The 22,283-nt window shown below is 43.6% G+C and carries 19 protein-coding genes; 9 read left to right on the plus strand and 10 right to left on the minus strand.

Annotated elements, in window-relative coordinates; all coding sequences use genetic code 11:
* The first annotated feature begins 210 nt into the window (after nucleotides 1–210).
* Nucleotides 211–1,917 carry a gamma-glutamyltransferase gene (gene ggt / locus H6614_04405; GenBank protein ID MCB9242890.1) on the plus strand — a complete coding sequence of 569 codons (1,707 nt, stop codon included), beginning with the start codon at nucleotides 211–213 and terminating at the stop codon, nucleotides 1,915–1,917.
* Nucleotides 1,918–1,922: 5 nt separating this feature from the next.
* Here the strand turns inward: ggt and H6614_04410 are convergent, their stop codons facing one another.
* The 4 genes from H6614_04410 to H6614_04425 form a co-directional block, all read right to left on the minus strand.
* The gene (locus H6614_04410; GenBank protein ID MCB9242891.1) at nucleotides 1,923–2,219 is read right to left on the minus strand and encodes a T9SS type A sorting domain-containing protein; all 297 of its coding nucleotides are present in this window, start codon (nucleotides 2,217–2,219) and stop codon (nucleotides 1,923–1,925) included.
* Nucleotides 2,220–2,234: 15 nt separating this feature from the next.
* Entirely contained in the window at nucleotides 2,235–3,716 is a 1,482-nt protein-coding gene (locus H6614_04415; GenBank protein ID MCB9242892.1) for a hypothetical protein, read from the minus strand.
* Nucleotides 3,717–3,788: 72 nt separating this feature from the next.
* Entirely contained in the window at nucleotides 3,789–4,928 is a 1,140-nt protein-coding gene (locus H6614_04420) for a lipase family protein (GenBank protein MCB9242893.1), read from the minus strand.
* Between the two features lie 249 nt (nucleotides 4,929–5,177).
* Complete coding sequence (locus tag H6614_04425; protein ID MCB9242894.1) at nucleotides 5,178–5,489, minus strand: hypothetical protein; 312 nt, start codon at nucleotides 5,487–5,489, stop codon at nucleotides 5,178–5,180.
* 267 nt (nucleotides 5,490–5,756) lie between these two features.
* Between H6614_04425 and H6614_04430 the strand changes: the two genes are divergently transcribed.
* The 4 genes from H6614_04430 to H6614_04445 all read left to right on the plus strand — a co-directional run bounded on the left by H6614_04430 (nucleotide 5,757) and on the right by H6614_04445 (nucleotide 9,352).
* Nucleotides 5,757–6,446, plus strand: coding sequence for a hypothetical protein (locus H6614_04430; GenBank protein MCB9242895.1), 690 nt, complete (start codon nucleotides 5,757–5,759; stop codon nucleotides 6,444–6,446).
* Nucleotides 6,443–7,600 carry a DUF262 domain-containing protein gene (locus H6614_04435; GenBank protein MCB9242896.1) on the plus strand — a complete coding sequence of 386 codons (1,158 nt, stop codon included), beginning with the start codon at nucleotides 6,443–6,445 and terminating at the stop codon, nucleotides 7,598–7,600. Before H6614_04430 ends, H6614_04435 begins: the two co-directional genes overlap by 4 nt.
* 235 nt (nucleotides 7,601–7,835) lie before the next feature.
* Nucleotides 7,836–8,642: a CRISPR-associated endoribonuclease Cas6 gene (cas6, locus tag H6614_04440; GenBank protein MCB9242897.1), complete on the plus strand. Its 807-nt coding sequence runs from the start codon at nucleotides 7,836–7,838 to the stop codon at nucleotides 8,640–8,642.
* A gap of 251 nt (nucleotides 8,643–8,893) precedes the next feature.
* Nucleotides 8,894–9,352, plus strand: coding sequence for a hypothetical protein (locus H6614_04445; protein ID MCB9242898.1), 459 nt, complete (start codon nucleotides 8,894–8,896; stop codon nucleotides 9,350–9,352).
* A gap of 79 nt (nucleotides 9,353–9,431) precedes the next feature.
* On the opposite strand, the gene H6614_04450 is transcribed toward H6614_04445, so the two are convergent.
* Nucleotides 9,432–9,599: a hypothetical protein gene (locus H6614_04450; GenBank protein MCB9242899.1), complete on the minus strand. Its 168-nt coding sequence runs from the start codon at nucleotides 9,597–9,599 to the stop codon at nucleotides 9,432–9,434.
* Between the two features lie 83 nt (nucleotides 9,600–9,682).
* On the opposite strand from H6614_04450, the gene H6614_04455 reads away from it, so the two are divergent.
* Nucleotides 9,683–13,351: a multifunctional oxoglutarate decarboxylase/oxoglutarate dehydrogenase thiamine pyrophosphate-binding subunit/dihydrolipoyllysine-residue succinyltransferase subunit gene (locus H6614_04455; protein ID MCB9242900.1), complete on the plus strand. Its 3,669-nt coding sequence runs from the start codon at nucleotides 9,683–9,685 to the stop codon at nucleotides 13,349–13,351.
* A gap of 271 nt (nucleotides 13,352–13,622) precedes the next feature.
* Here the strand turns inward: H6614_04455 and mnmH are convergent, their stop codons facing one another.
* The 3 genes from mnmH to H6614_04470 all read right to left on the minus strand — a co-directional run bounded on the left by mnmH (nucleotide 13,623) and on the right by H6614_04470 (nucleotide 16,934).
* The gene (mnmH, locus tag H6614_04460; GenBank protein ID MCB9242901.1) at nucleotides 13,623–14,795 is read right to left on the minus strand and encodes a tRNA 2-selenouridine(34) synthase MnmH; all 1,173 of its coding nucleotides are present in this window, start codon (nucleotides 14,793–14,795) and stop codon (nucleotides 13,623–13,625) included.
* A 424-nt stretch (nucleotides 14,796–15,219) separates the two neighbouring features.
* The gene (gene selD, locus H6614_04465) at nucleotides 15,220–16,260 is read right to left on the minus strand and encodes a selenide, water dikinase SelD (protein MCB9242902.1); all 1,041 of its coding nucleotides are present in this window, start codon (nucleotides 16,258–16,260) and stop codon (nucleotides 15,220–15,222) included.
* An 11-nt stretch (nucleotides 16,261–16,271) separates the two neighbouring features.
* Nucleotides 16,272–16,934, minus strand: coding sequence for a DUF2569 family protein (locus tag H6614_04470; GenBank protein ID MCB9242903.1), 663 nt, complete (start codon nucleotides 16,932–16,934; stop codon nucleotides 16,272–16,274).
* A 113-nt stretch (nucleotides 16,935–17,047) separates the two neighbouring features.
* Between H6614_04470 and H6614_04475 the strand changes: the two genes are divergently transcribed.
* On the plus strand, nucleotides 17,048–18,016 hold the full coding sequence (locus H6614_04475) for a transketolase family protein (GenBank protein ID MCB9242904.1): 969 nt from the start codon (nucleotides 17,048–17,050) through the stop codon (nucleotides 18,014–18,016).
* A 50-nt stretch (nucleotides 18,017–18,066) separates the two neighbouring features.
* A complete protein-coding gene (locus H6614_04480) occupies nucleotides 18,067–19,254 on the plus strand; it encodes a trypsin-like peptidase domain-containing protein (protein ID MCB9242905.1) in 1,188 nt (395 codons plus the stop codon).
* A gap of 204 nt (nucleotides 19,255–19,458) precedes the next feature.
* Here H6614_04480 and H6614_04485 read toward each other — a convergent pair whose 3' ends face one another.
* Both H6614_04485 and H6614_04490 read right to left on the minus strand, forming a co-directional pair.
* Nucleotides 19,459–19,878: a polymer-forming cytoskeletal protein gene (locus tag H6614_04485; protein ID MCB9242906.1), complete on the minus strand. Its 420-nt coding sequence runs from the start codon at nucleotides 19,876–19,878 to the stop codon at nucleotides 19,459–19,461.
* A gap of 8 nt (nucleotides 19,879–19,886) precedes the next feature.
* A complete protein-coding gene (locus H6614_04490; GenBank protein MCB9242907.1) occupies nucleotides 19,887–20,717 on the minus strand; it encodes a M23 family metallopeptidase in 831 nt (276 codons plus the stop codon).
* 165 nt (nucleotides 20,718–20,882) lie between these two features.
* On the opposite strand from H6614_04490, the gene H6614_04495 reads away from it, so the two are divergent.
* Nucleotides 20,883–22,283 carry an FAD-binding protein gene (locus H6614_04495; GenBank protein ID MCB9242908.1) on the plus strand — a complete coding sequence of 467 codons (1,401 nt, stop codon included), beginning with the start codon at nucleotides 20,883–20,885 and terminating at the stop codon, nucleotides 22,281–22,283.

The raw sequence follows: 22,283 nt of genomic DNA on the forward strand, positions 1-22,283 counted from the left end.
TTATTTCGGTAATCGTAAATTGTTTCGAGTATACAAATATTATTTATGTTCAGTTATTTAAAAGATTACTTATCGAATATCTCTCCTTTTTCTAAAGGGGAGAAGTCACTGCCCTCGACAAAGGAGAGGTTGCAGTGACAGAGGGGTTAAGTAACCGATTTTTCTTTGTAAAACTTTGTGCTCTTCGTCTTTGTGGTAAAAAACATAACTATGAAAATTCCTAAAATCCTTTTCCTTATCCTCTTCCTTGTCTTCACTTCATGTAAAGCCGAGGAAACAACCGACCTAAAACATATTACGGAGAACGGCAACGATCCTGATCGTTATTATAATGGAGTTGTTTCTTCTGCGGATGAACTCGCCTCTATGGTCGGGCTCGACATACTGAAGAACGGAGGAAACGCCATTGACGCCGCTGTAGGCATTGGTTTTGCTCTCGCTGTCGTTTATCCGCGCGCGGGAAATATCGGCGGGGGAGGATTTATGGTCATTCACCTTGCCGATGGCACTAATACATCCATAGATTACAGGGAAAAGGCTCCGTCCGGGGCGTTCCGTGATATGTACCTTGATGCGAATGGTGATGTTGTAGTCGATCTCAGTACAGTAGGACATCTTGCTTCCGGAGTGCCGGGTGCTGTTGCCGGCATGCTCTACGCCCTCGAAAAGTACGGTACTATGACCAGGCAGGAAGTCCTAAAATACGCAATCGACTACGCTGACAATGGTTTTACGGTGAGTGACGCGCTCGCGTCATCACTCTGGGCTTATAATGGTGAATTTGCGCAGTTTCCTTCCACGATGAAGGTATTCGGTGATGTGGAGGCAGGCGATTTACTTGTACAGAAAGACCTTGCGAATACACTCCGCCTCATAAGCGAAAACGGACGCGATGGATTTTATAAAGGTCCCGTCGCCGGTTATATAGTTGCCGAGATGCAGAGAGGGAACGGTATAATTACACTCGAAGACCTCGCGAATTACCAGCCCGTCGAGCGTGACGTTATAAAAGGAACTTACCGCGGATATGATATTATCTCTATGGGACCTCCATCCAGCGGAGGAATTAGCCTTATATACCTGCTTAATATTCTCGAAAATTATGACCTCTCGCAATACATGTACGCCGGCGCGGAGATGATAAATATCATGGTTGAAGCAATGCGCCGTGTTTATTCCGATAGAAGTGAATTCATGGGTGATGCGGATTTCGTTAATGTGCCTGCAGACATTCTAACATCGAAAAAGTATGCTTCGAATAGAATGAAAGACTTTGTGCCCGGACAGGCGGGGAAAAGTGAGAACGTTACACACGGTGATGTATATTACAAAGAGTCGGATCAAACAACTCACTATTCCGTAGCGGATAAGTTTGGCAACATCGTCTCAGTTACAACAACGATTAATGACAGCTACGGTAATAAACTCGTCGTAGAAGGAGCGGGATTTTTTCTCAATGACGAAATGGATGATTTTGTTTCGAAACCCGGTGTGCCGAATATGTACGGTCTGCTTGGAAGTGATGCCAATGCCATCGAACCAAACAAGCGTATGCTCAGCTCTATGACGCCGACCATCGTATTGAAGGACGGGAAGCCTTTTCTTGTTACCGGGTCACCCGGAGGCGGACGCATTATTACAACTGTACTTGAAAACATCGTTAATATCATAGACTATGGTATGCCGCTCGGTGATGCTGTTGACCTTCCGAGATTCCACCACCAGTGGTATCCCGATGAGATACAGATAGAGCGCGGTATGCTTACCGGGGAAGTGGTTTACAATCTCGTAAACATGGGCTATAAGATCAACGAGATACGTGACTATGCCAGCCTGGATGCGATAATGTTCTTCCCGGACGGTGGTATGATAGGTCACTCCGACCGCCGTGGCACCGGAAAAGCCGTCGGATACTAGGTGTATTACTTTGTTAGTATCATTGATTTTGTTTCCCTGAAATCCTCTGTTGTAAGCGAGTAGAAGTAAATCCCTGAACTTAAACCAGCCGCAATAAACGTGACGTTGTACTCACCTCTTTCGAGATATTCATTTACAAGTGATTTTACCTCTTTTCCAGTGATATCGTAAACCCTCAGTGTAACAAAGCCCCTGTTTCTAATTGAAAAACCGATTGTTGTAGAAGGATTGAAAGGGTTTGGGTAGTTTTGAGATAGACTATATGAATCGGAAATGTTTGATATATTTTGAACTTGAGACAGGTTTGGTTCATCTGCTCAAAAATACGGAGAAGAACCGCTTCGTATATCACCGTCAATATCGTCCGTAATTCCAGATATTGCCGAACCCCTTATATTATTATTGCCTATAGACGATCCTGTTAAATGAAGATTGGTATTAGAAACAAAAAATATCTCGTCAAAATATGAGAGTTGCTCATTTGGAATTGCAGCTGCTCTGTACATCGCAAGGTTCGTATATTGAGTTGTTTGCCATATTGAATTTGAGCCTCCGGCGGATGTGTTGTGGTAATCATTTCTATTTACTGAAGAGAAACTGCTTAGGGTCGGATACCATCCCGCAGCCATTATTGCAAAACCCTGTCTGCCCATATAAAATAAATTATTCCTGACATCCAGGTCTATATTGTTTGTAGTATTGTTTTTTATGCATGCTGCGTTAACGCCAAGAATTGTTGATTGTGTCCCTCCGATAAATACAGAGTTATAGTATACGTATAAATTAGCTATCTCTGATCCGTTTAATTCAATTCCAATGGTTGTGATCACATCATTGTTATCCTTTGCCAGGGAAATAAAATTATTCGAGATTTGAAGGTCGGTTAAAAACCCAACATTGCCTGTTAAGAGGATTCCTTTTACTGTTAAACCTACCGCAGTGGAGGAGGACTGTAGGTCATAAATTTTATTTTTGCGGTAATAGTTAGTTCCCGACGGCTGGTATGATATGTTAATGCCAACTATTGCTATTGAATGAGAAACCGGTCCCGTGTGAAATATTTCGTTCTTTTCAATAGTAGTATTGCTCAAAGAACTGAATTGCTTTATACCGTTTATTGCAAAATCATAAACTTTGCATTTGCTGATCGAATTATTACTGCTGGGTACTCCATCAAAACCCCTCAAGTATATTCCCGTTTCGCCTCCTATGACGTTACAACCGGTTATAACATTACTGTTGTTATTAGTTGTCGAAGGGATTCCCCCTACGCAGATATTATATACAGCCGTATCTGAATGGGCAATTGATTTTATATATTGGATGTTGTTATTAGCTGCGCCGGATCTTAACACAATTACTCCGGCATTTATGCTGTCGGTTGCAGTATTTTCTATGGTAAGATTTGCAGTGTCCGGACCTGTCCCTCCCGGTCTTCCGTCAATTGTCATGTAATCTATATTATCAAGTATTAATAGTGGATTTCCTGGCGAGTTTGCACTTATCAGCTCTCCGGAATTTCCCGGCGCCGGACGCATAACGATCTTATTTGTACCGGATGTACCGATTCTTGCGTTAAATGTTATCGGAAATACTTCACTGCTTCCATTGTAGCTGCTATTTATCTCGATTGTATAAGGATGTGTTATAGTGGATGGAATAGCGTTATAAGCTTCCTGGATACTGCTGTATTGATTGATTAATACTCCTGATCCGTCTTTGAGAGAAATTGAGTTTGTTTGGGAATAGAGTAATTCTGTAGTAGAAATTAGAAGTAATAATATTAATATATTTCTCATTTTTATATATTTTGATAGTTTTTTACCTCTTTAAAAACAAAATAACAAAAAAAATAAAAATGTGAAATAAAATTAATTGTTGTCCGTGCTGTCCTTTATCCTTTCATTCGCTTCCTTCATCGCCTTATCCAGCCAATCCGCGTACGTCGAAAGATAATGGTTCGCGTTAAAACTGTGCCGGTTGGATTTAAAATCATGTATGTCGCCTACGTGACTGTACGGGAAAGGGTTCTCCGGTTTTTTGAGGTTCGGCGCGATAGGAATTGGAAATTGCGGTACTATGTCCGAAGTATTATTCACCCTGTGCAGAACCACATTCTTCATCGTATCGATATAGTTCGAGAAAGCCCCGTTGCCCACTCGCGGGCACCCGAATATATACGCCACGATATTATCCACGTCGGGAGCATTCTTATCCAGGTCCGCGCTCAATATCGCCGCGACCGCCGCCCCGGAACTGTGCCCCGCTACCACCACGTTCAACGGCTTCACCGGGTAATTCTTCACCAGGTCCATCACCCCGTTCCTCATATTCAGATACACCTTTAGAAATCCCGTATGCAGCATCACGTCCTTATAATAATCATCCCCCGTGTAACCCAAAAACGCCGCGGGAGTCAGATCGTACTCGATGTCCTCCAGCCACTCCGTGTTTGAGTTCGTTCCCCGGCATATTATAGCCAGCGTGTGCGGATTCTCGTCTATCGACAAAACCATTATAAACGCGTCGCCCCTCGATGCGAACCCCTCATCTGTGAACATCTTCACCAGCTTCGTCCCCGGGGGAAGCTCCAGATCCTTGTCCTTATGTGTGGTAACGTTCGCTTCCAGGCGGATTATTCCGTCCATGCACCAGCGTCCCAGCGCCGGGTCCCAGCGGGTAAAATCCGCCGTATCCTGCTCCGTAAGAGGTCTCGGGATGGGCATGTTTATCACGCGGTTCGAATCTATCCTCTCGTTACTGTTCGTGATAAGCCCCAGCACGGTGTCCTGCACCTTGCCCACGACGAGGAAGTACGTAAAGCCCGTCATCAGCAATAACCCCGCCGCCAGCTCGCCGAATATCATCCACTTCATCCAGCGCGGTGTGCTTTCGCGGATCTTTCTATTTGTAATGATGTGAAGATACGGCAGGAATATCACAGCCGTAAAGCCCAGGACGACCATCAGGAGGTCCTCAAACTTCAGGATATCGAGGAGATCTGTACCCATGCGTAAAAATACTAATATATGGAGTATTTTGTAAGGATTAAATTAATGTAAACCCATTACCGCTATGGACCTTATACCCCCTCATATAAAGAACTGAGCGGAGCCTCGATAATCTGAGACCCCGCTTTAAGGGATGAAATTTTGGTTTGAAGAGCCTCCTTCAGGCTCCCCCTAAAGATATGTTATTTAGGTTAGGCGGAGCCAAACAACCACGTAAAAACTCCGCTAAAAGATTTGTAATGTTGAGAACTAAACTGCGCCCGTTCCGTTCTTCGGGTACCAGAATGCCGAGATATTATCCACCAGCCTGTAAAACTCATCCTCCATTATCTTCATCTTGCTCATGTCCTCGCGGGAAAGCTCCTCGCCCGCGTTCAGCTTCACGATGTACAGCTTAAAATATGAATTGATCTGTATTATCTGCAAAAGGGATTCCTCTGTCAGCCCGTCCAGTATCTCGTTAGCGTTCCTTACGGGTATCTCATCGCCCACGATCTTCACTATATCTCTCGTGATCCCTGTGTTCCTCTCCAGTTTCCTTATCAGTTTTTCTGTTTCCAATTTTTTCTTTCTTTAGTTTTGCGGTGCTTTCCTTACCGCTCTGATACAAATTATAAAAAATATGCCCTCTCCCCAAAGAAAGATTTCGCGATTGTCACAGTAAAATAGGAGATTGTTTTTACATGAGGTTAAGAATTAGGGAAGATGTTTAGAAAAATTAATTATCTATAATTCACCAAGGGTTTAATAGATTAACGCCAAAAGTCCTGTAATAATAATTTTTTTTTCTTATTTTTATATTTTTTATATTCATAATTTCACCTATTGATGACTAATCAAATTGATGAAAAAATAACACTTTTCAAAGAGGACATAAAATCACAGAAACTATCGCCAGAAGAAGTCTTTCAAAAGCATATAATTGATGGTAATTCATTTTTTTATGAAGTATATCAGAATGATTTAGATAGTGAGTATAAGGCAAAGAAGACTATTACTGATTTTCTGATAACGGATATTAATAATATAAGGATAATTGGTTCGGCCAAGTTAGGCTATAGCTTGAAGCCAAACAATTTATTTAAGTTGTTTGACGCAAAGTATGAAGAAACTAATCAAAATAAGGATAAGTCTGATATTGATATCGCTATTATAGATGATATTGTGTTCGAAAGGATTAGTAAGAAATTATTTGAGTATACGAATTCATATTCTATGTCAGAAAGATGGTCGGAAAATGAATATTATAATGGAAATAAATTAGATCGTTTCGAAGGCATTCCTTTATGTTTTAAATATTTTGAATATTATACAAAAGGGTGGTTTAGGCCTGATATGAAGCCTCAAGGATTTGAAATATGTGACAATAGTAATTATGAAGAATTAAAAAAAATATTTTTTATGAATCATAAAAGAAAAATTAGTTTAGCAATTTATAAAAATTGGTTTTATTTTAAGGATTACCATTTAAATAATATTAAAAGCCTTTCATTTAGAATTCAAAGTGAAGTAATATGAAGAATGTAAAATTAGATTCTAGCATTCCCGCAAATAATATTAAAATTATTGAGATTTATAATAAACTAAAAAAAAATGAATTATATTTTGATAGGGGATATCAAAGAAAACTTGTTTGGAGAAAACAACACAAATACAAATTTATTGAAACCATATTGCTTAATTTTCCATTTCCAGAGGTATATTTTGCTCCAGGAGAATTGAATACAGACAAACTTTTACTGAGTGATCAAGTGGTAGATGGACAACAACGTTTAACAACGATTTACAATTATATAGAGGAGAAGGATGTATTTGTGTATGAAAATCTTCCTATTAAAAAGTTTTCTGAATTAGGGAAAGGTGAAAAAAATGAATTTCTAAATTATGAAGTATCAGTTAGATACTTGAAAAATGCTAATCATAAACAAATAAAAGAAATTTTTCAAAGAATAAATAGTACAGAATATTCATTAAACGCAACAGAAAGAATAAATGCCCAATGGGGAGATAGTGAATTTATTTGTTTCTCGAAGCAAATAGTAGAAGTTGACTTAGATATAGATTTAGATTTAATTAATTATAAAATATCTGAAGCAAACAGAACTTTCTTTGTAAATTTTTTCCATAAAAAGTATAATATTTTTACAGAAAATGATATTAATCGTATGTTAGCGCTTCAGTATATTTTAACTCTAGTAACAACATTGTGCGAGAAAGAATATTTTAGAAGAAACACTAAGGTTCAATCATACATAGAAAACTATTTTGATGAATTTATTGATGCTGGGGAGGTTGAATTAAATTTGCTGGAAACTCTCAAATTTATAGATAACTTAAACCTGCCAGATAATTCTTATTGGTTTAATAAGGCTAATATCTTTACACTTATAGTGGAGTGTTATAATTATAATTTGACTAGAGTTAATCCTGTTTTATTTAAAATGGAATTGGAGGAATTGGAATACTATAACTTAAATCATGATTTCGTTTTAATATTTAAAGAGGATATAGAGAGAGGACAACTTAAATTTGCAGAACCTGTAAAAATACCTAAGGATATGATTAAGTATTTTGATTTAGCTAAGGAAGCTGTTAACGAAAAGAATTCTAGAGAATATAGGGGGAAAATGGTTAGAGAAATGTTAGATTCATCTTCAAAAGATGATGCTTAGATCTTTTTGGTTATAAAAATAGTTTCTATAAAAAAGTATATATACGTATCTAACCCTTTCTTCTTTGCATTAAAATACCCTTCCCCTTAAATTCATATATTGAAATCCCCTCCGATGGGTCAACGACTCGACTCGTAGAGAGGGGTGGTCCCGACAAAGTCGGGAGCGGGTCTATGACCTCGTAGAGGGTGGGTTGACTTAGTATCCACACCCGCAATAAATCACACTACCACGAATGAGATATAGGATCACGCTGTCATCTGACCAAACTCAGACAATACCCATAAACTACCAGTACGAACTCTCACGTCTCGTCAATCGTACTATCAAAAACGGCAACCCGCGCCTCTCACGCTTCATACACGGCGGAGGTATCAGCTTCAACCGCAGGCAATACCGCGCTTTCACCTTCTCGCGCCTCTGGATTCCTAACCGTCAGATACTCAATAACCGCATTCTTATTATGCCCGGTGAGATCAAATTCGTTTTCTCCACACCCAGCCTTATGATACGCGACGCTCTCTATGACGGACTCCTAAAGCGTGGTCCCTTCCGCGTCGGCTCCGCGGGCTTCCGTGTTACCGCGGTCGAAGACCGTGCTCAGCCTTACTTCGGACACCGCGCCCGCTTCACCACTCTCTCGCCCGTGGCGCTCTCCAAAAAGAAGGACTTCCGCCGTCCGCTCTCCGGCAAAAATGTAAAACAGACATACCTGCGCCCCGGCGACAGCTTCTTCAATAGCTTCCTCAAAAAAAGTCTCGAAAATAAATATATAGCTCACCGCGTTGCCAGAGGTGAGCCTCTCTCAAAATTCAAAAAACCCTTCTACAGATCTCTCATAGATCATATCAATATACGGGGCAGTCCGCGCCCCAAACTCATCACAATAAAAGAAGGAACAAGGCAAAGCTACCGCGTTCCGTGCGCCCTGTTCGAGATCGAACTCACCGGCTCGCCCGCCATTATCGAATTTGCTTACGACGCGGGCATCGGAAAACACACCTCGCTCGGCTTCGGATGCCTCGACACTTTGTCATGCTGAACCTTGATTCAGCATCTAGATCATCCCCCCTTTACAAAGGGGGGAAAAGAGGGGGGTTAAATAAATAGCTTACCTCCGTTCTTTAACTAAGGGGGGTTAAATAAAAAACCTCACCTAATCAACCTACAAGCGGCAGGCTTTCTCCTTAGAAAGCATCCGTTCCGCGTTCCGTCCTTGACGGGATTAGAACATGTGTAAATTGGGACAATAATTAAACGACTCGCCGTTGTTGGTGTTATAGGCGAAATAAAATGAGCCGTCACCAACAACACTATTACTGTCACCGAACTTTTGCCGTAGGCACTCCTTCGGAGAAATCAACCTCAGAAGGAGATTCGGGAAATTATTGTCACCGAACTTTTGCCGTAGGCACTCCTTCGGAGAAATCAACCTCAGAAGGAGATTCGGGAAATTATTGTCACCGAACTTTTGCCGTAGGCACTCCTTCGGAGAAATCAACCTCAGAAGGAGATTCGGGAAATTATTGTCACCGAACTTTTGCCGTAGGCACTCCTTCGGAGAAATCAACCTCAGAAGGAGATTCGGGAAATTATTGTCACCGAACTTTTGCCGTAGGCACTCCTTCGGAGAAATCAACCTCAGAAGGAGATTCGGGAAATTATTGTCACCGAACTTTAAATCAACCCATACTTGGAACATGTGTAAAGTGGGCGGTCATATGTTCAGTGAGGCGCCGCGCCGTTCTTTAAATCAACCTACCATGGTGCAGAGTGACTTCTGGCCATCATAGAAAAGTAAATAAGTTAAAATTAGGAGGGTCCGCGGGCTTCACGCTTGCCTCACCGCGTCAGCGAAGCCGGATCCCGCGGGCTCTGAGCTTGTCCGGTTCCTTGTCATATTCATCACCTTGAGATTTCTCCCCAATTCCGCCGTTGTTGGTGTTATAGGCGAATAAAATGAGCCGTCACCAACAACACTATTAAGATCTCTCCTCAATTTCTTCACTGAAGTTGACTTTTAAATTAGTTATCTTTGTTAATACATTACATAGCTAAGACAAAAATAACTATATATAAATAATGAGATTAGAAGATCTGACGGAAGAGCAGAGGGAGAAGATCTCCGAGTTTGGCGTTAATACATGGTTTGTGCTCGACCTCTTCAGCGATTATAAAAAAGACCCGTCATCCGTCAGCGATGACTGGAAGGACTTTTTCAAAGATTTCGATTCCGGTGAATTAGGTTTCCATACCAACGGCGGAAACGGTAAGCAATTAACGCTTACCCCGTCACCCAAGCCTGCTCACAGAGAAGAAAGTAAGGTCGTGATGCCTAAGCCCGGCGAAGGCGAAGAGCCTGTCCTGATAAAAGGAGCCGGCGCCAGGATAATCGATAACATGACCGACTCACTGAGCATTCCGACGGCGACCACGTTTAGAGAACTCCCTGTTAAGCTCCTCGAAGAGAACAGGATCGTCATAAACAATTTTCTCAAACAGACCGGCGGTGGTAAGATATCTTACACGCACATCATCGGCTGGGCAATCGTAAAAGCCATCGAGACCGTTCCTAACATGAATAACTCCTTCACTGTAATGGAGGGTCAGCCCTACCTGGTGAAAAAGCACGACGTCAATCTCGGTCTCGCTGTGGATATTCAAAAGAAAGACGGTTCACGTTCGCTGATAGTTCCCAATATAAAGAAGGCGAACGGGATGAACTTCAAAGAGTATTTCGACGCTTATAATGATATCATAGACCGTTCGCGCTCCGGTAAAATAGAGGTAGCCGATTTCCAGGGCACTTCCATTTCACTCACAAATCCCGGTACGATCGGCACCAGCGCTTCACACCCGCGACTTATGATGGGGCAGGGCGCGATAATCGCGACCGGCTCGATAGACTATCCGCCGGAGTTCCGCGCCGCCACAAAAGACGTTCTCGTCACGCTTGGCGTAAGTAAGGTCATGAACATGACCAGCACTTATGACCACCGTATAATCCAGGGCGCTGAATCGGGTATATTCCTGAAACGCATCAACGATCTGCTAATGGGTCAGGATAATTTCTATGATGAGATATTCCGCGACCTCAAAGTGAACGTCCTCCCGGTCTACTGGACCGAAGACGACAACGCCGAAGACTTCGTCGGTATCAACAGCATAAAGGAGATCGAGAAGCAGGCAAAGGTCATCCAGCTTATAAATATGTTCAGAGTACGCGGGCATTTGCAGGCACACCTTGACCCGCTCAGCGACGAGCCCAAGTATCACAAAGAACTCGACTCGTCTTATTACGGGCTCACGATCTGGGATTTCGACCGAGAATTCATCACAGATGGATTAGCAGGATTACGGACCGCATCGCTCCGTGACATACTCGACATTCTGCTGGAGACATATTGCGGAAATATAGGGGTGGAATTTAAACATATACAGGACCCGGAAGAGAAAGAGTGGCTTCAATCGAAAATGGAGCCGGTAAGAAATAAACCGATACTGGATAACCGCGATAAAAAGAATATTCTCTATAAGCTGATGCAGGCTGAGAATTTCGAGAAGTTCATCGATCGCAAATACCTCGGTCACAAGAGATTCTCGCTGGAAGGCTCCGAAACGATAATCGCGGTGCTGGACCACTTGCTGAATATCGGCGCTGAAGCGGGCGTCGAGGAAATGGTGCTCGGCATGGCGCACAGAGGCAGACTTAACGTGCTGGCGAACATTATCGGTAAATCGATGCACGCGATATTCTCGGAATTCGAGGATAACGTGGAGCAGTCAGCGCAGGGAAGCGGTGACGTGAAATACCACCTTGGCGCGACCGGCACATACGAAACCATCCACGATAAAAAGATCAACGTAGCTGTAGCATCTAACCCGAGCCATCTTGAATTTGTGAACCCGGTGGTAGAGGGTATAGTGAGAGCAAAACAGACCAGGCAGGATGACGCACAGCAGGATAAATTCGTGCCGGTATTATTGCATGGTGACGCGGCATTCGCGGGTGAGGGGATAGTGGCGGAGACGCTGAACCTCTCACAATTACAGGGGTACAGCACAGGCGGTACGGTGCACATCGTTATAAATAATCAAATAGGATTTACGACAGCGCCGGTGGACGCACGAAGCACGGTTTACGCGACGGACGTGGCGAAGATGGTGCAAGCGCCGATATTCCATGTGAACGGTGACGACCCGGAAGCAACGATGTGGGTTACGCAACTTGCGTTCGAGTTCAGGCAGAAATTTAATAAGGACGTGGTGATAGACGTATTCGGGTACAGGAGATTAGGGCATAATGAAACAGATGAGCCGGCATACACACAGCCATTGATGTATAAGAGGATACGGTCGATGCCATCGGTAGTAGAAAAGTATAAAGTGAAGCTATTAAAAGAGCAGGCGGTGACGGAAGATGAAGTGAAAGCGATGGAGCATGACATAGATGAGAAGATGGACAAAGATTATAATTTAGTGAAGAATAAAGATGCGGGTACATTCGAAGCGGATGCTCCACTCGCGGTGACTCAGGAAGAGATAAAAGAAAAAATGACCGCGGAGCCAACAAGGGTAAGCGCGGAGGAATTAGATAAGGTCGTGAATGCTCTTACAACAGTGCCGGAAGGATTTACGATACATCCGAAGCTGAAAAAGTTCGTTGAGAGCAGGGGACACTTCCCGCAGGATGCGGACTTTAAAGTAGATTGGGCGTTTGCGGAGTCGCTGGCGTTTGGTACGCTGATGCTGGAGGGTACACCGATCAGATTGAGCGGGCAGGACAGCGCGAGGGGGACATTCTCGCAAAGACACGTGGTACTGACGGACGCAAATACAGGCGCGGAGATAATTCCTCTGAATCAGCTGGACACCCCGGCAAAAATAGAACCACTGGATAGTTTATTATCGGAGGCGGCGGTACTGGGATTCGAATACGGGTACAGCACGGCGGACCCGATAACACTGGTGATGTGGGAGGCGCAGTTCGGTGATTTTGCTAACGCGGCGCAGGTGATAATAGATAATTTCATAAGCTGTTCATATACAAAGTGGGATCTGCCGAATAACGTGGTAATGCTATTACCGCACGCGCAGGAAGGTCAGGGACCGGAACACTCAAGCGCAAGACTGGAAAGATATTTAGCACTGTGCGCGGAGGATAACATGTTCGTAACGAACCCGACGACTCCGGCGCAGTATTTTCATTTATTGAGGAGAAGAGCGAAAGCGAAATTCCCGAAACCGCTTATAATAATGACACCGAAGAGTTTACTCAGGGATAAGATGGCAGTATCCGTCGCGAAAGATTTCACGGACGGGCATTTTCATGAGGTACTAAATGACGAGAGATATTGGGCTGAAGGAAGCGAGAAAGGCAGAGAGAACGTGACGAGGGTAGTATTGACGAGCGGTAAGGTTTACTATGACCTGGTAAAGTACATGGAGAAAGAAAAAATAGAAGGTGTCGCGGTATTGAGAACGGAACAGTATTATCCATTCCCGGAAGAAACGCTGAAAGAGATGCTTGCGGGATATAAGAACGCAAAGGACGTGGTATGGGTACAGGAAGAGCCGGAGAATATGGGAGCGTGGTTATTCATGTCGCATAGACTTCCGAACGTACTGGCAAAGGGACAGAAGCTGGACTACGTAGGCAGGAAGGCGAGCGCAAGTCCTGCACCGGGAAGTAAGAGGAAGTTCGACTCGAGCCAGGAACTGTTGATGAAAAGGGCGTTTGGAGTAGAGTAAATAACCAGCAAGACACGGAGACATCTAAGAAAAAATGGATTCCCGCTTTCGCAGGAATGACAAACTAGAGATTCTTCGCTTCGCTCCCACGCTAAAGCGGGGCAGGCAGAATGACAAGAAATTTGAATGACAGATAGACCCCGGGAGACCGGGGTTTTTTGTTGGTTTATGCTTAGATTCAACCCACCCCTCTCCCCGCAGGGACCGTAGGCAATAGGGGAGTTTTAGAATACCTCACCCCCAACCCCTCTCCTTGTAAAGGAGAGGGGAGTCAATTAATATTTAAAATTTGTAGTAGTTCCTGTTTTGCTTCAATTGGGTTGTCGTTGTTTATGACAGCGAGGGGAGTTTTATGTTTGTCTTTATAAATTTTGTCGTAGTATTTTACCATCATGAGTTCGGTGAATGTGTATGTGTCGCCTGATTCCAGGAGTGAGAGTGCGGTTGTGTATATTTCTTTGCTGAGACGGGATTTAAGAAATGATTCATTCTTCCTCATTATTTCGAGCATGCGTGTAATACCTTTATTCCCTGCACCAAAGTAATCGTTAACAATCCTTTTAACACGAGATTCAAGCGAAGAGCCGACGCTTATCGACGGGCAGATCTTCATGGCATTAAATAGGCTTTTAGGAATGAAGAAGTCGCCTACTTTTTTTGATTCGCTTTCGATTAGATATGTGCTGTGATACTCCGGGAGTTTTTTAATCCCGCGTATGATATCGCCGTAGATATTGTTTTCAAAGGAAGATTGGTTGTGTATGGGTTCATAATTGAGATTATCATAAGGAACCTGTCCGAATATGCTAGAATAGTGGCGTGCGGATAACTCAAGATCGATGACAGGGAAATCGTTTTTCACTGAATTAAGGAGCTCAGTCTTCCCAGAGCCTGTGAGACCGGAGAGTTCGATAAGTCCGAACGGAATAGTATTCATCGAAAAAAGTTCAACGACGAGAGAACGGTAGGCTTTAAAACCGCCTTCAATGCGTGATGGTGAATAGCCCAGGTCAGAGATCATCTTAGCGAGATAACTGGACCGTCCGCCTCCGCGCCAACAGTAGACAAGGATATTCTTATTTTTTGCATCGTGTTCATCGAGGAAGCGAGCGAGTTCGTCCGATTTCGGGTCGGCATATTGCATAGCGAGCCACACGGCGGCTTGCTGGGAATATTTTTTATAAATTAGTCCCGTGAAATGGCGTTCGATAGTTGTCAGGACAGGGAAATTGATAGCACCGGGGAGGTGAGATATATCGAATTCTTTTTCGGAGCGTCCGTCGATGAGCAGAGTGTTGTCATTATATAGAAGAGGGATAGCTTCAGACGCAGAGTAGAGCTTCCAGTCATATTTCTTGAAAATATCTTTTAATGAAGGTACACTGCTGTCAACAACACCTCTGATAAAAGAGAATAGATCTTTTTCCGATTCAAATTGTTTCATAAAAGAATATACCACAAATTATCACAAATTTTTACGAATTTTGCTTGTTGGTGATCGCCGCTAAAGCGGGACAGGTAACACCGCTTAACCTCACCCCCACCCCCTCTCCTTAGTAAGGAGAAGGGAGCTTGGAGTAGATATTATTTTGTTTCCATCTTATTTTTTTAACCCCCGTCCCGATTTCATCGAGACACCCCCCTTTGTAAAAGGGGGGATTATTCTTCTTGTTCGGAAAGGGAGAGGATTCCCGCTTTCGCGGGAATGACAAAATGAGATTCTTCGCTCCGCTCAGAATGACAAAGAATACTCAGAATGACAAAATGTTAATGAAAAGCTAGATTCAACCCACCCCGTTCCCGACAAGTCGGGACCACCCCTCCGTCGGAGGGGAGTGAATTCCCTTCCGTTTCAAACTGTTTCATAATTATTCAAATTCGAAAATCAATTTGCCATTTCCTTCTTCAACTGAGCCTACTATAGAGGCTTTCTCAACACCATTATCTTTTAGCGCGAGAAGAAGTTCCTCGGACCTCTCAACCGGTACGGAAATAAGAAGACCTCCGGATGTTTGCGGGTCGTAGAGCATATGCTCGATGTCCTCATTTATATTTCCTTCATTTATAACATTGTCCTGTGTGTAAACACGGTTAGATTTATCGCCGCGAGTCCATAGTTTTTTCTCTATCGCATCCATAGCGCCTTCCAATACGGGGATGTCACTTACTTTTATTCTCAGAGCTACATTGCTTGCCATCGCCATCTGCATTGCGTGTCCTGCCAATCCGAATCCTGTAATGTCAGTGCAGGCGCTTGCATTAAATTTCACCATAAGTTCAGATGAGGTTTTATTCAATGTGGTCATCGAAGTAATTAGCCCATTATATATGATTTCATCGAGTTCACTGTATTTGACACAGTTATTGAGCAAGCCCGTGCCGAGGGCTTTTGTAAGAATGAGGATATTACCGGGTTTAGCACCTGCATTCGTCTTCAGATCTTTTGGGTCGATCGTTCCCGTAACAGCCAATCCATAGAGAATATTTTCAATGTCGACGGAATGTCCGCCGATAATGGGAGCGCGCGCCTCGGTCATCTTGTCAGCGCCGCCGCGTAGGATATCTTTGAGTATGGTAAGTTCTTCGGTTTGCGGAAATGCAACGATATTAAGACCGTTGATGGGTGTACCTCCCATTGCGTAGATATCGCTGAGCGCATTTGTAGCGGCGATCTGTCCGTAGGTGTACGGATCATCCACAACGGGAGTGAAGAAGTCGGTTGTGAGTATCAGCGCGAGTTCATCACTTATTTTGTAAACTCCTGCATCATCTTTACCATCGAAGCCGACCAGGACTTTATCATTTGTGTACCAGTCGATGCCTTTTAACGCGTCAGAGAGAATGTGCGGAAAAATCTTAGCGGCACAGCCGGCGGATTTGACCATCTGTGTGAGGCGAACATTAGACATAATTTATTAATTTAGTTCGAGAAAGTGGCATTGACTCGCCGGGAGAATACCACATATGCTAAAATTACAATTGATATTTGAAGAAGGAAACTCATATAAATGAAACTCTGATAAACAATTTCGTGATTTTGTTCGAATATCTGCGTGAACAGCAGGTATTTGAGACCGGATATAATGAGATCGAGAGGGAGAAATATTATAACAGCTAGCTTGAATACGCGCTTCTTTTTTGTCGCAAGCAGAATAAGGAAAAGGGAATACAATAGGAGGAAGAAATTAGTCGCAATAATGTATAATATTGCAAGAATCCATAACGAGCTGGGATATTTTTCGTTCTGCGTAGTAAGGAAATCCCACGCATTACTGCCATACAGGAAGAGGCTGTTATAGAAGTTGATGCAATTGATCATAATAATGAAAAGTATCAAAAGGAGAGCTATTCTGAGAAGACCGCGAAAGCCTTTAAGTTTTGGAGGATATTCGTTTGGGTCGTAGTGTTTATAATCGGGTTTTCTTTCGTAAATGAATTTGCCGAGGAAAAAAGTAATAGCAAGAATGATAATGGGTACAATTAGAAGCGGGAAATTCACAGAGCCGAACGCGGAAGTATTGGAATAATGAGTTACGAACTCATGAAGCAGATTGATAGAATAATCGTAATATTTTAGCCCCATTAAAGCAAAGAAAGATAAAATTATTGCAAAAGTCAGGTATCGAACAAATTAATGATTTGAATACATTATTTAAATGGAGTATTTTTAATTTTTGCTAACCAAATCACAGATTAATGCAGTATTACACAGAAAATCCCGAAATGAAGGAAACCAGAAAAGGATTCGCCGATGCCCTGGAACAGCTGGGAGCAGAAAACCCGGATGTTGTGGTGCTTGGCGGAGACGTAACGGGTTCGGTACGCACGAACCAATTCAGGGACGCCTATCCCGACAGGTTCTTTTCGGTTGGAATAGCCGAGCAGGACATGATGGGAACTGCGGCAGGACTCGCGCTGGTAGGGAAGATACCGATCGCATCGACATACGGAGAGTTCGCTACGGGACGGCCATTCGACCAGATAAGGCAGTCGATAGCGTACAGCGAGATGAACGTGAAGATATGCGCTTCACACGCGGGGATAACTGTGGGATATGACGGAGCAACACACCAGTCATTCGAGGACGTTGCCATAATGAGGGTACTGCCTCATATGACCGTGTTGACACCGTGCGATTATAACCAGACATTTAACGCGATAAAGGCAAGCGTGGATTTTGTAGGACCGTGCTACGTGAGATTTTACAGGGAGAACTCGCCGAACTTCACTGACATAAATGAGAAGTTCGAGATAGGGAAGGCGAAGATAATGGTGGAAGGTGACGATATTACATTGATGGCGAGCGGGCTGATCGTGTGGAATGCCATAGTGGCGGCGCATAATCTTGCTAAGGATGGAATAAACGCAAGGGTAGTAAATATGTCTACGATAAAGCCGATAGACAGGGAGATGATATTAAAATGCGCGGATGAGACGGGAATGATAATCACATGCGAAGACCACCAATGGACAGCGGGGCTTTACGGCGCTGTGGCGGAGGTGCTTTCCAAGGAGAGACCGACTCCGATGGATTGGATAGCCATAAATGATACATTCGGGGAAAGCGGAGCCGGTGACCAATTGATGGTAAAATACGGCTTAGACCATACGGCGATCGAGAGGAAGGTCAGGGAGCACGTAAAAACAGCAGTGAATCAAAAATAAGGCGGATACGTAAATTTTATTAAATCCATAAATGTTAAGAATAGAAAAAGATGGAAGCTGTAATAAAAGACAAAACCAATATGAGTAAGCTAAAAGTCGCAATTCCGATAGTAGTGCTGGTAGTTCTAATAGGAGGAGTATTACTGGGTAAGATGTATTTCGGGGGGAATAACGGTCCCAGCGTAAATACTGTAATGACTAAGCAGGAAGCCAACCAGGATATTACGGATGACAGGCAGAATGCTATTACAAGAGTAGTAAGCAAGGTGTCCGATGCTATAGTGGGCATCAATGTAGAGGAAGTGCAGGAGGTTCAGAACCCTTTCATGGACGATCCATTCTTCAGGCAGTTTTTCGGGGAGTCAGCTCCCAGGAAGCAAGTCGTGAGGGGACTTGGATCGGGATTTATAGTTTCCGAGGACGGGTATATAATCACAAACGACCACGTGGCGGGGAATGCAACGAAGATCTCGGTGACATTGACGACGGGTGAGACGATACAAGCGAAACTTGTCGGCAAGGATCCGGTGAGTGACGTGGCGCTTTTAAAGATCGAAAAGAGCGGGCTGCCGTATTTGAAGTTCGCGAATTCGGATAATGTAATGATAGGCGAGTGGGCGATAGCGTTAGGAAACCCATTTGGGTTGTTTGAGATAAACGATAAGCCGACGGTGACGGTAGGTGTGGTCAGCGCGACGAATATGAAGGTGTTTTCGGGGCAGAACAGAGTGTATAGCGACATGATACAGACGGACGCTTCGATCAACGCAGGTAACTCCGGCGGACCGTTGCTTGATGCAAACGGTGATGTGATAGGAATGAACACGATCATCTATACGGGCGGAGGTTACGGACAGGGAAGTATCGGTGTGGGATTTGCAATATCGATAAACAGGGTGAACAGTATAGTAGAAGAGCTTAAGAAGAACGGTAGCATAGACAGGAATTTCAATGTTGGATTTAAAATACAGGCGATAGATGACAGGATTGCTGATTATCTCAAGCTGGATGATACGGAAGGCGCGGTGGTTGTGCAGGTACAGCCGGGAAGTTTATCCGATAACGCAGGATTGAAAACAGAGGATGTGATAATCAAAGTGAACGGACTTGACGTAAAGAATGACCAGGAAGTGGCATTTGCGATAAACGATCTGAGGGTAGGCGACAAGCTAAAGCTGACGATACTCAGAGGCGGAAGCGAGAAAGATATAGAGATGGAGCTGGTAAGAAGTAAATAGAATTTTATAAATGCTTGTTGGTGATAACACCAACAAGGGCAGAATAAATAACACTATATTCGGTGATTGTAGCCCGGTCAAGAATTTGATCGGGCTTTTTGTTTAGCTCTGCCGGGTTTACTTATGGGAGCAATTTTAAAGGTTAGATTCAACCCACCCCCCGCCTACGGCGTACCCCTCCGTCGGAGGGGATTGGAAAATATTCTATTGGATCTCTTCTTCTGCGGTGGAACTATCGTCTATGATGAGCTTTTTCTGAGGCTCCTGGGACATTCCTTTAGTTTTACAGCCGCCATTGAATTTGCCGCCCCGTTCCATCGTAAAGTAGGAAAGGTCGAGATTTCCGTTCACCGTACCGTTTTGCTTAATGGTAAGGCTTTCGGTGGTAATATCACCGGTCACATCACCATAAACAACAACGTCCGGCGCTTTTATATTTCCTTTTATCGAGCCTTTATCACCGACGATAATGCTTTTTTCCCCGGAGAGGTCGCCCTCAATGACTCCGTCAATGCGTGTAGATGAAGGAGAGAAGAGATTTCCTTCAAACTTGCATCCTTCGCTGATCAGTGTGCGAATCTGATCGTTTCCTCCGGAAACCCCGTTTTCTTTTTTGTCAAACATAATAAGTATTATTTAAGATTAATGTAATCCTTTGGGTCAATGTCCGTACCATACCGTCTTATCTCGTAGTGAATGTGTGGTCCTGTGGACCGTCCCGTCGAGCCGAGAAAGCCGATAATGTCGCCTGCTTTGACTTTCTGTCCGGAAAGAACGTTGAATCCGGAGAGGTGTCCGTAAACAGTTTCATATCCGTAATCATGCTGAATAACCACGGCGCGTCCGTAACCGCCCTTCCAATCGGCAAGAGTAACAGTTCCGTCGGCAGTGGCTTTGATCGGGTCGCCTATATTTCCTTTGAAATCCATTCCTGAATGGAATTCGGTGCTTCTGCCTCCAAAGGGGTTGCTTCTATAACCATAAGGAGAGCTTTCCTCACCAATGTACGGAAGTCCAAGAGGTATATTCTGAATATCGTGAATGAGTTTGGAAGTGTGGTACTCGTAAAAATCGTAAACCCTGAAATCGAATCCGCGGTTCTCGTTCACTTCACCGCCTATAGGCTCGCTTTCGTTGTTGATACCTTTTTCTTCGAGGAAATTATCTATCTTGTGTATCTTTTCCTCAATGTTATTGACCTTATTTTTTATATGCAGGCTGTCCATTAGTTTGAGGTCATTCTGCATAACTGTAATTTGCTCGTTGAGCCCGGAATTTTTATTTATTACAAATATTAATCCCACAAGAAGCGCCAGCGATATTATCACCAAACCCGACAGGGCGGCAATCGATCCCTTTATAATTGCTTCTTTTTTCTTAATAAATTTACTAGGAATTTGCAGAGAGAAAGGTTTTTCGCCCTCGCTTCCAACAAAAAGCACGGTAGTGTAATTTTTCTCCATAGTTGAGTGTAAATTTAAGCAGAACTTTAAACATACTAAAAAAGCTTTCTATCTTCAATTTATATCGTACGTCTTTACAGTAATATAAAGCTATCGTAAAAGTGGTCTAAGTATATTAAATATAAGTAAGTTGATTATACTAAGCTAAATAAGTATTTTAAAGAAATGTACACGAAAATCGACCCCCAAATACTCGAAAAACTTGCCTCAATAGCCGGCAAAGAGAACGTAATTACGGATGAATATAACCTGGATGTATATTCAAGGGATTACACGGAAGATTTTTCATTCAAACCCGAAGTCGTGATAAAACCCGGCACTGTCGAGGAAATTTCCCAGATAGTAAAGCTAGCCAATGAAGAGAACATCCCCGTTTACCCGCGGGGGGGCGGAACGGGATTATCAGGCGGAGCGCTTGCGCTTTTAGGTGGGATGTGCCTATCAATGGAAAGGTTTAAAAAGATCATAAAGATAGACGAGGATAACTTCCAGGCGGTAGTGGAACCGGGAGTTATAACGCAGAATTTTCATGACGAGTGTGAAAAGAGAGGATTGTTTTATCCTCCTGACCCGGCATCGAGAGGAAGCTGTACACTGGGAGGCAACCTGGCGGAATGCGCAGGCGGTCCCAGAGCAGTAAAATACGGTGTAACGAAGGATTATGTGCTGGGAATAGAATTCGTAAGCCCGGAGGGTGAAATAATAAACACAGGCGCAGGTGTACTGAAAAACGTGAGCGGGTATAATCTTACGCAGCTGATAGTAGGAAGCGAAGGGACGCTGGGGATAATTACAAAGATAATATTTAAGCTGATACCACTGCCAAAGTATAAGAAGGTGATGATGGCGGCTTATGACAGCCTGGAAAATTGCACAAGGTCGGTCGCGGAGATATTTAAAGCGGGTGTAACACCGTCCGCGCTGGAATTTATGGAGAGAGACGCAATAAAGGCGGCAGAGGACAAGATGGGGAAGAAATTTCCAAACAGCGGAGCGGAAGCCCAGCTATTGATAGAATGTGACGGGAATTACGAGGAGCATGTGGACGCGGACATAGAAAAAATAGCAGAAGTGGTGGAGAGAGAGGGCGCTATAGACATGGTGCTGGCAGAGGATTCTAATAAAATGAATGAGCTGTGGGGACTGAGGAGGTGTATCGGTGAAGCAGTGAAGTCTATATCCGCATATAAAGAAGAGGATACGGTTGTTCCGAGAGCGAACATACCTCCGCTTGTTAAAGGGGTAAAGGACATTACGAAAAAGTACGGAATTACGGCTATATGTTACGGACACGCGGGCGATGGTAATGTTCACGTGAATATACTCAAAGGGAATGAAGTAAATCCTGCATGGGATGAGAACCTGGATAAGGCAATCAGGGAGATATTCGCGCTGACAGTGAGCCTGGGCGGGATGATATCAGGCGAGCACGGTATCGGTTATTCGCAGAAGGAATACCTGGGAATTGCGCTGGAAAAGAATGAAATAGACATGATGAAAAAGATAAAGCAAACGCTGGACCCGAAGAATATACTAAACCCGGGGAAGATCTTTCCGGGAGAGTAA

It is taken from the genome of Ignavibacteriales bacterium, assembly GCA_020635255.1.
GTDB lineage: Bacteria > Bacteroidota > Ignavibacteria > Tepidaquicellales > Tepidaquicellaceae > JAEYVS01.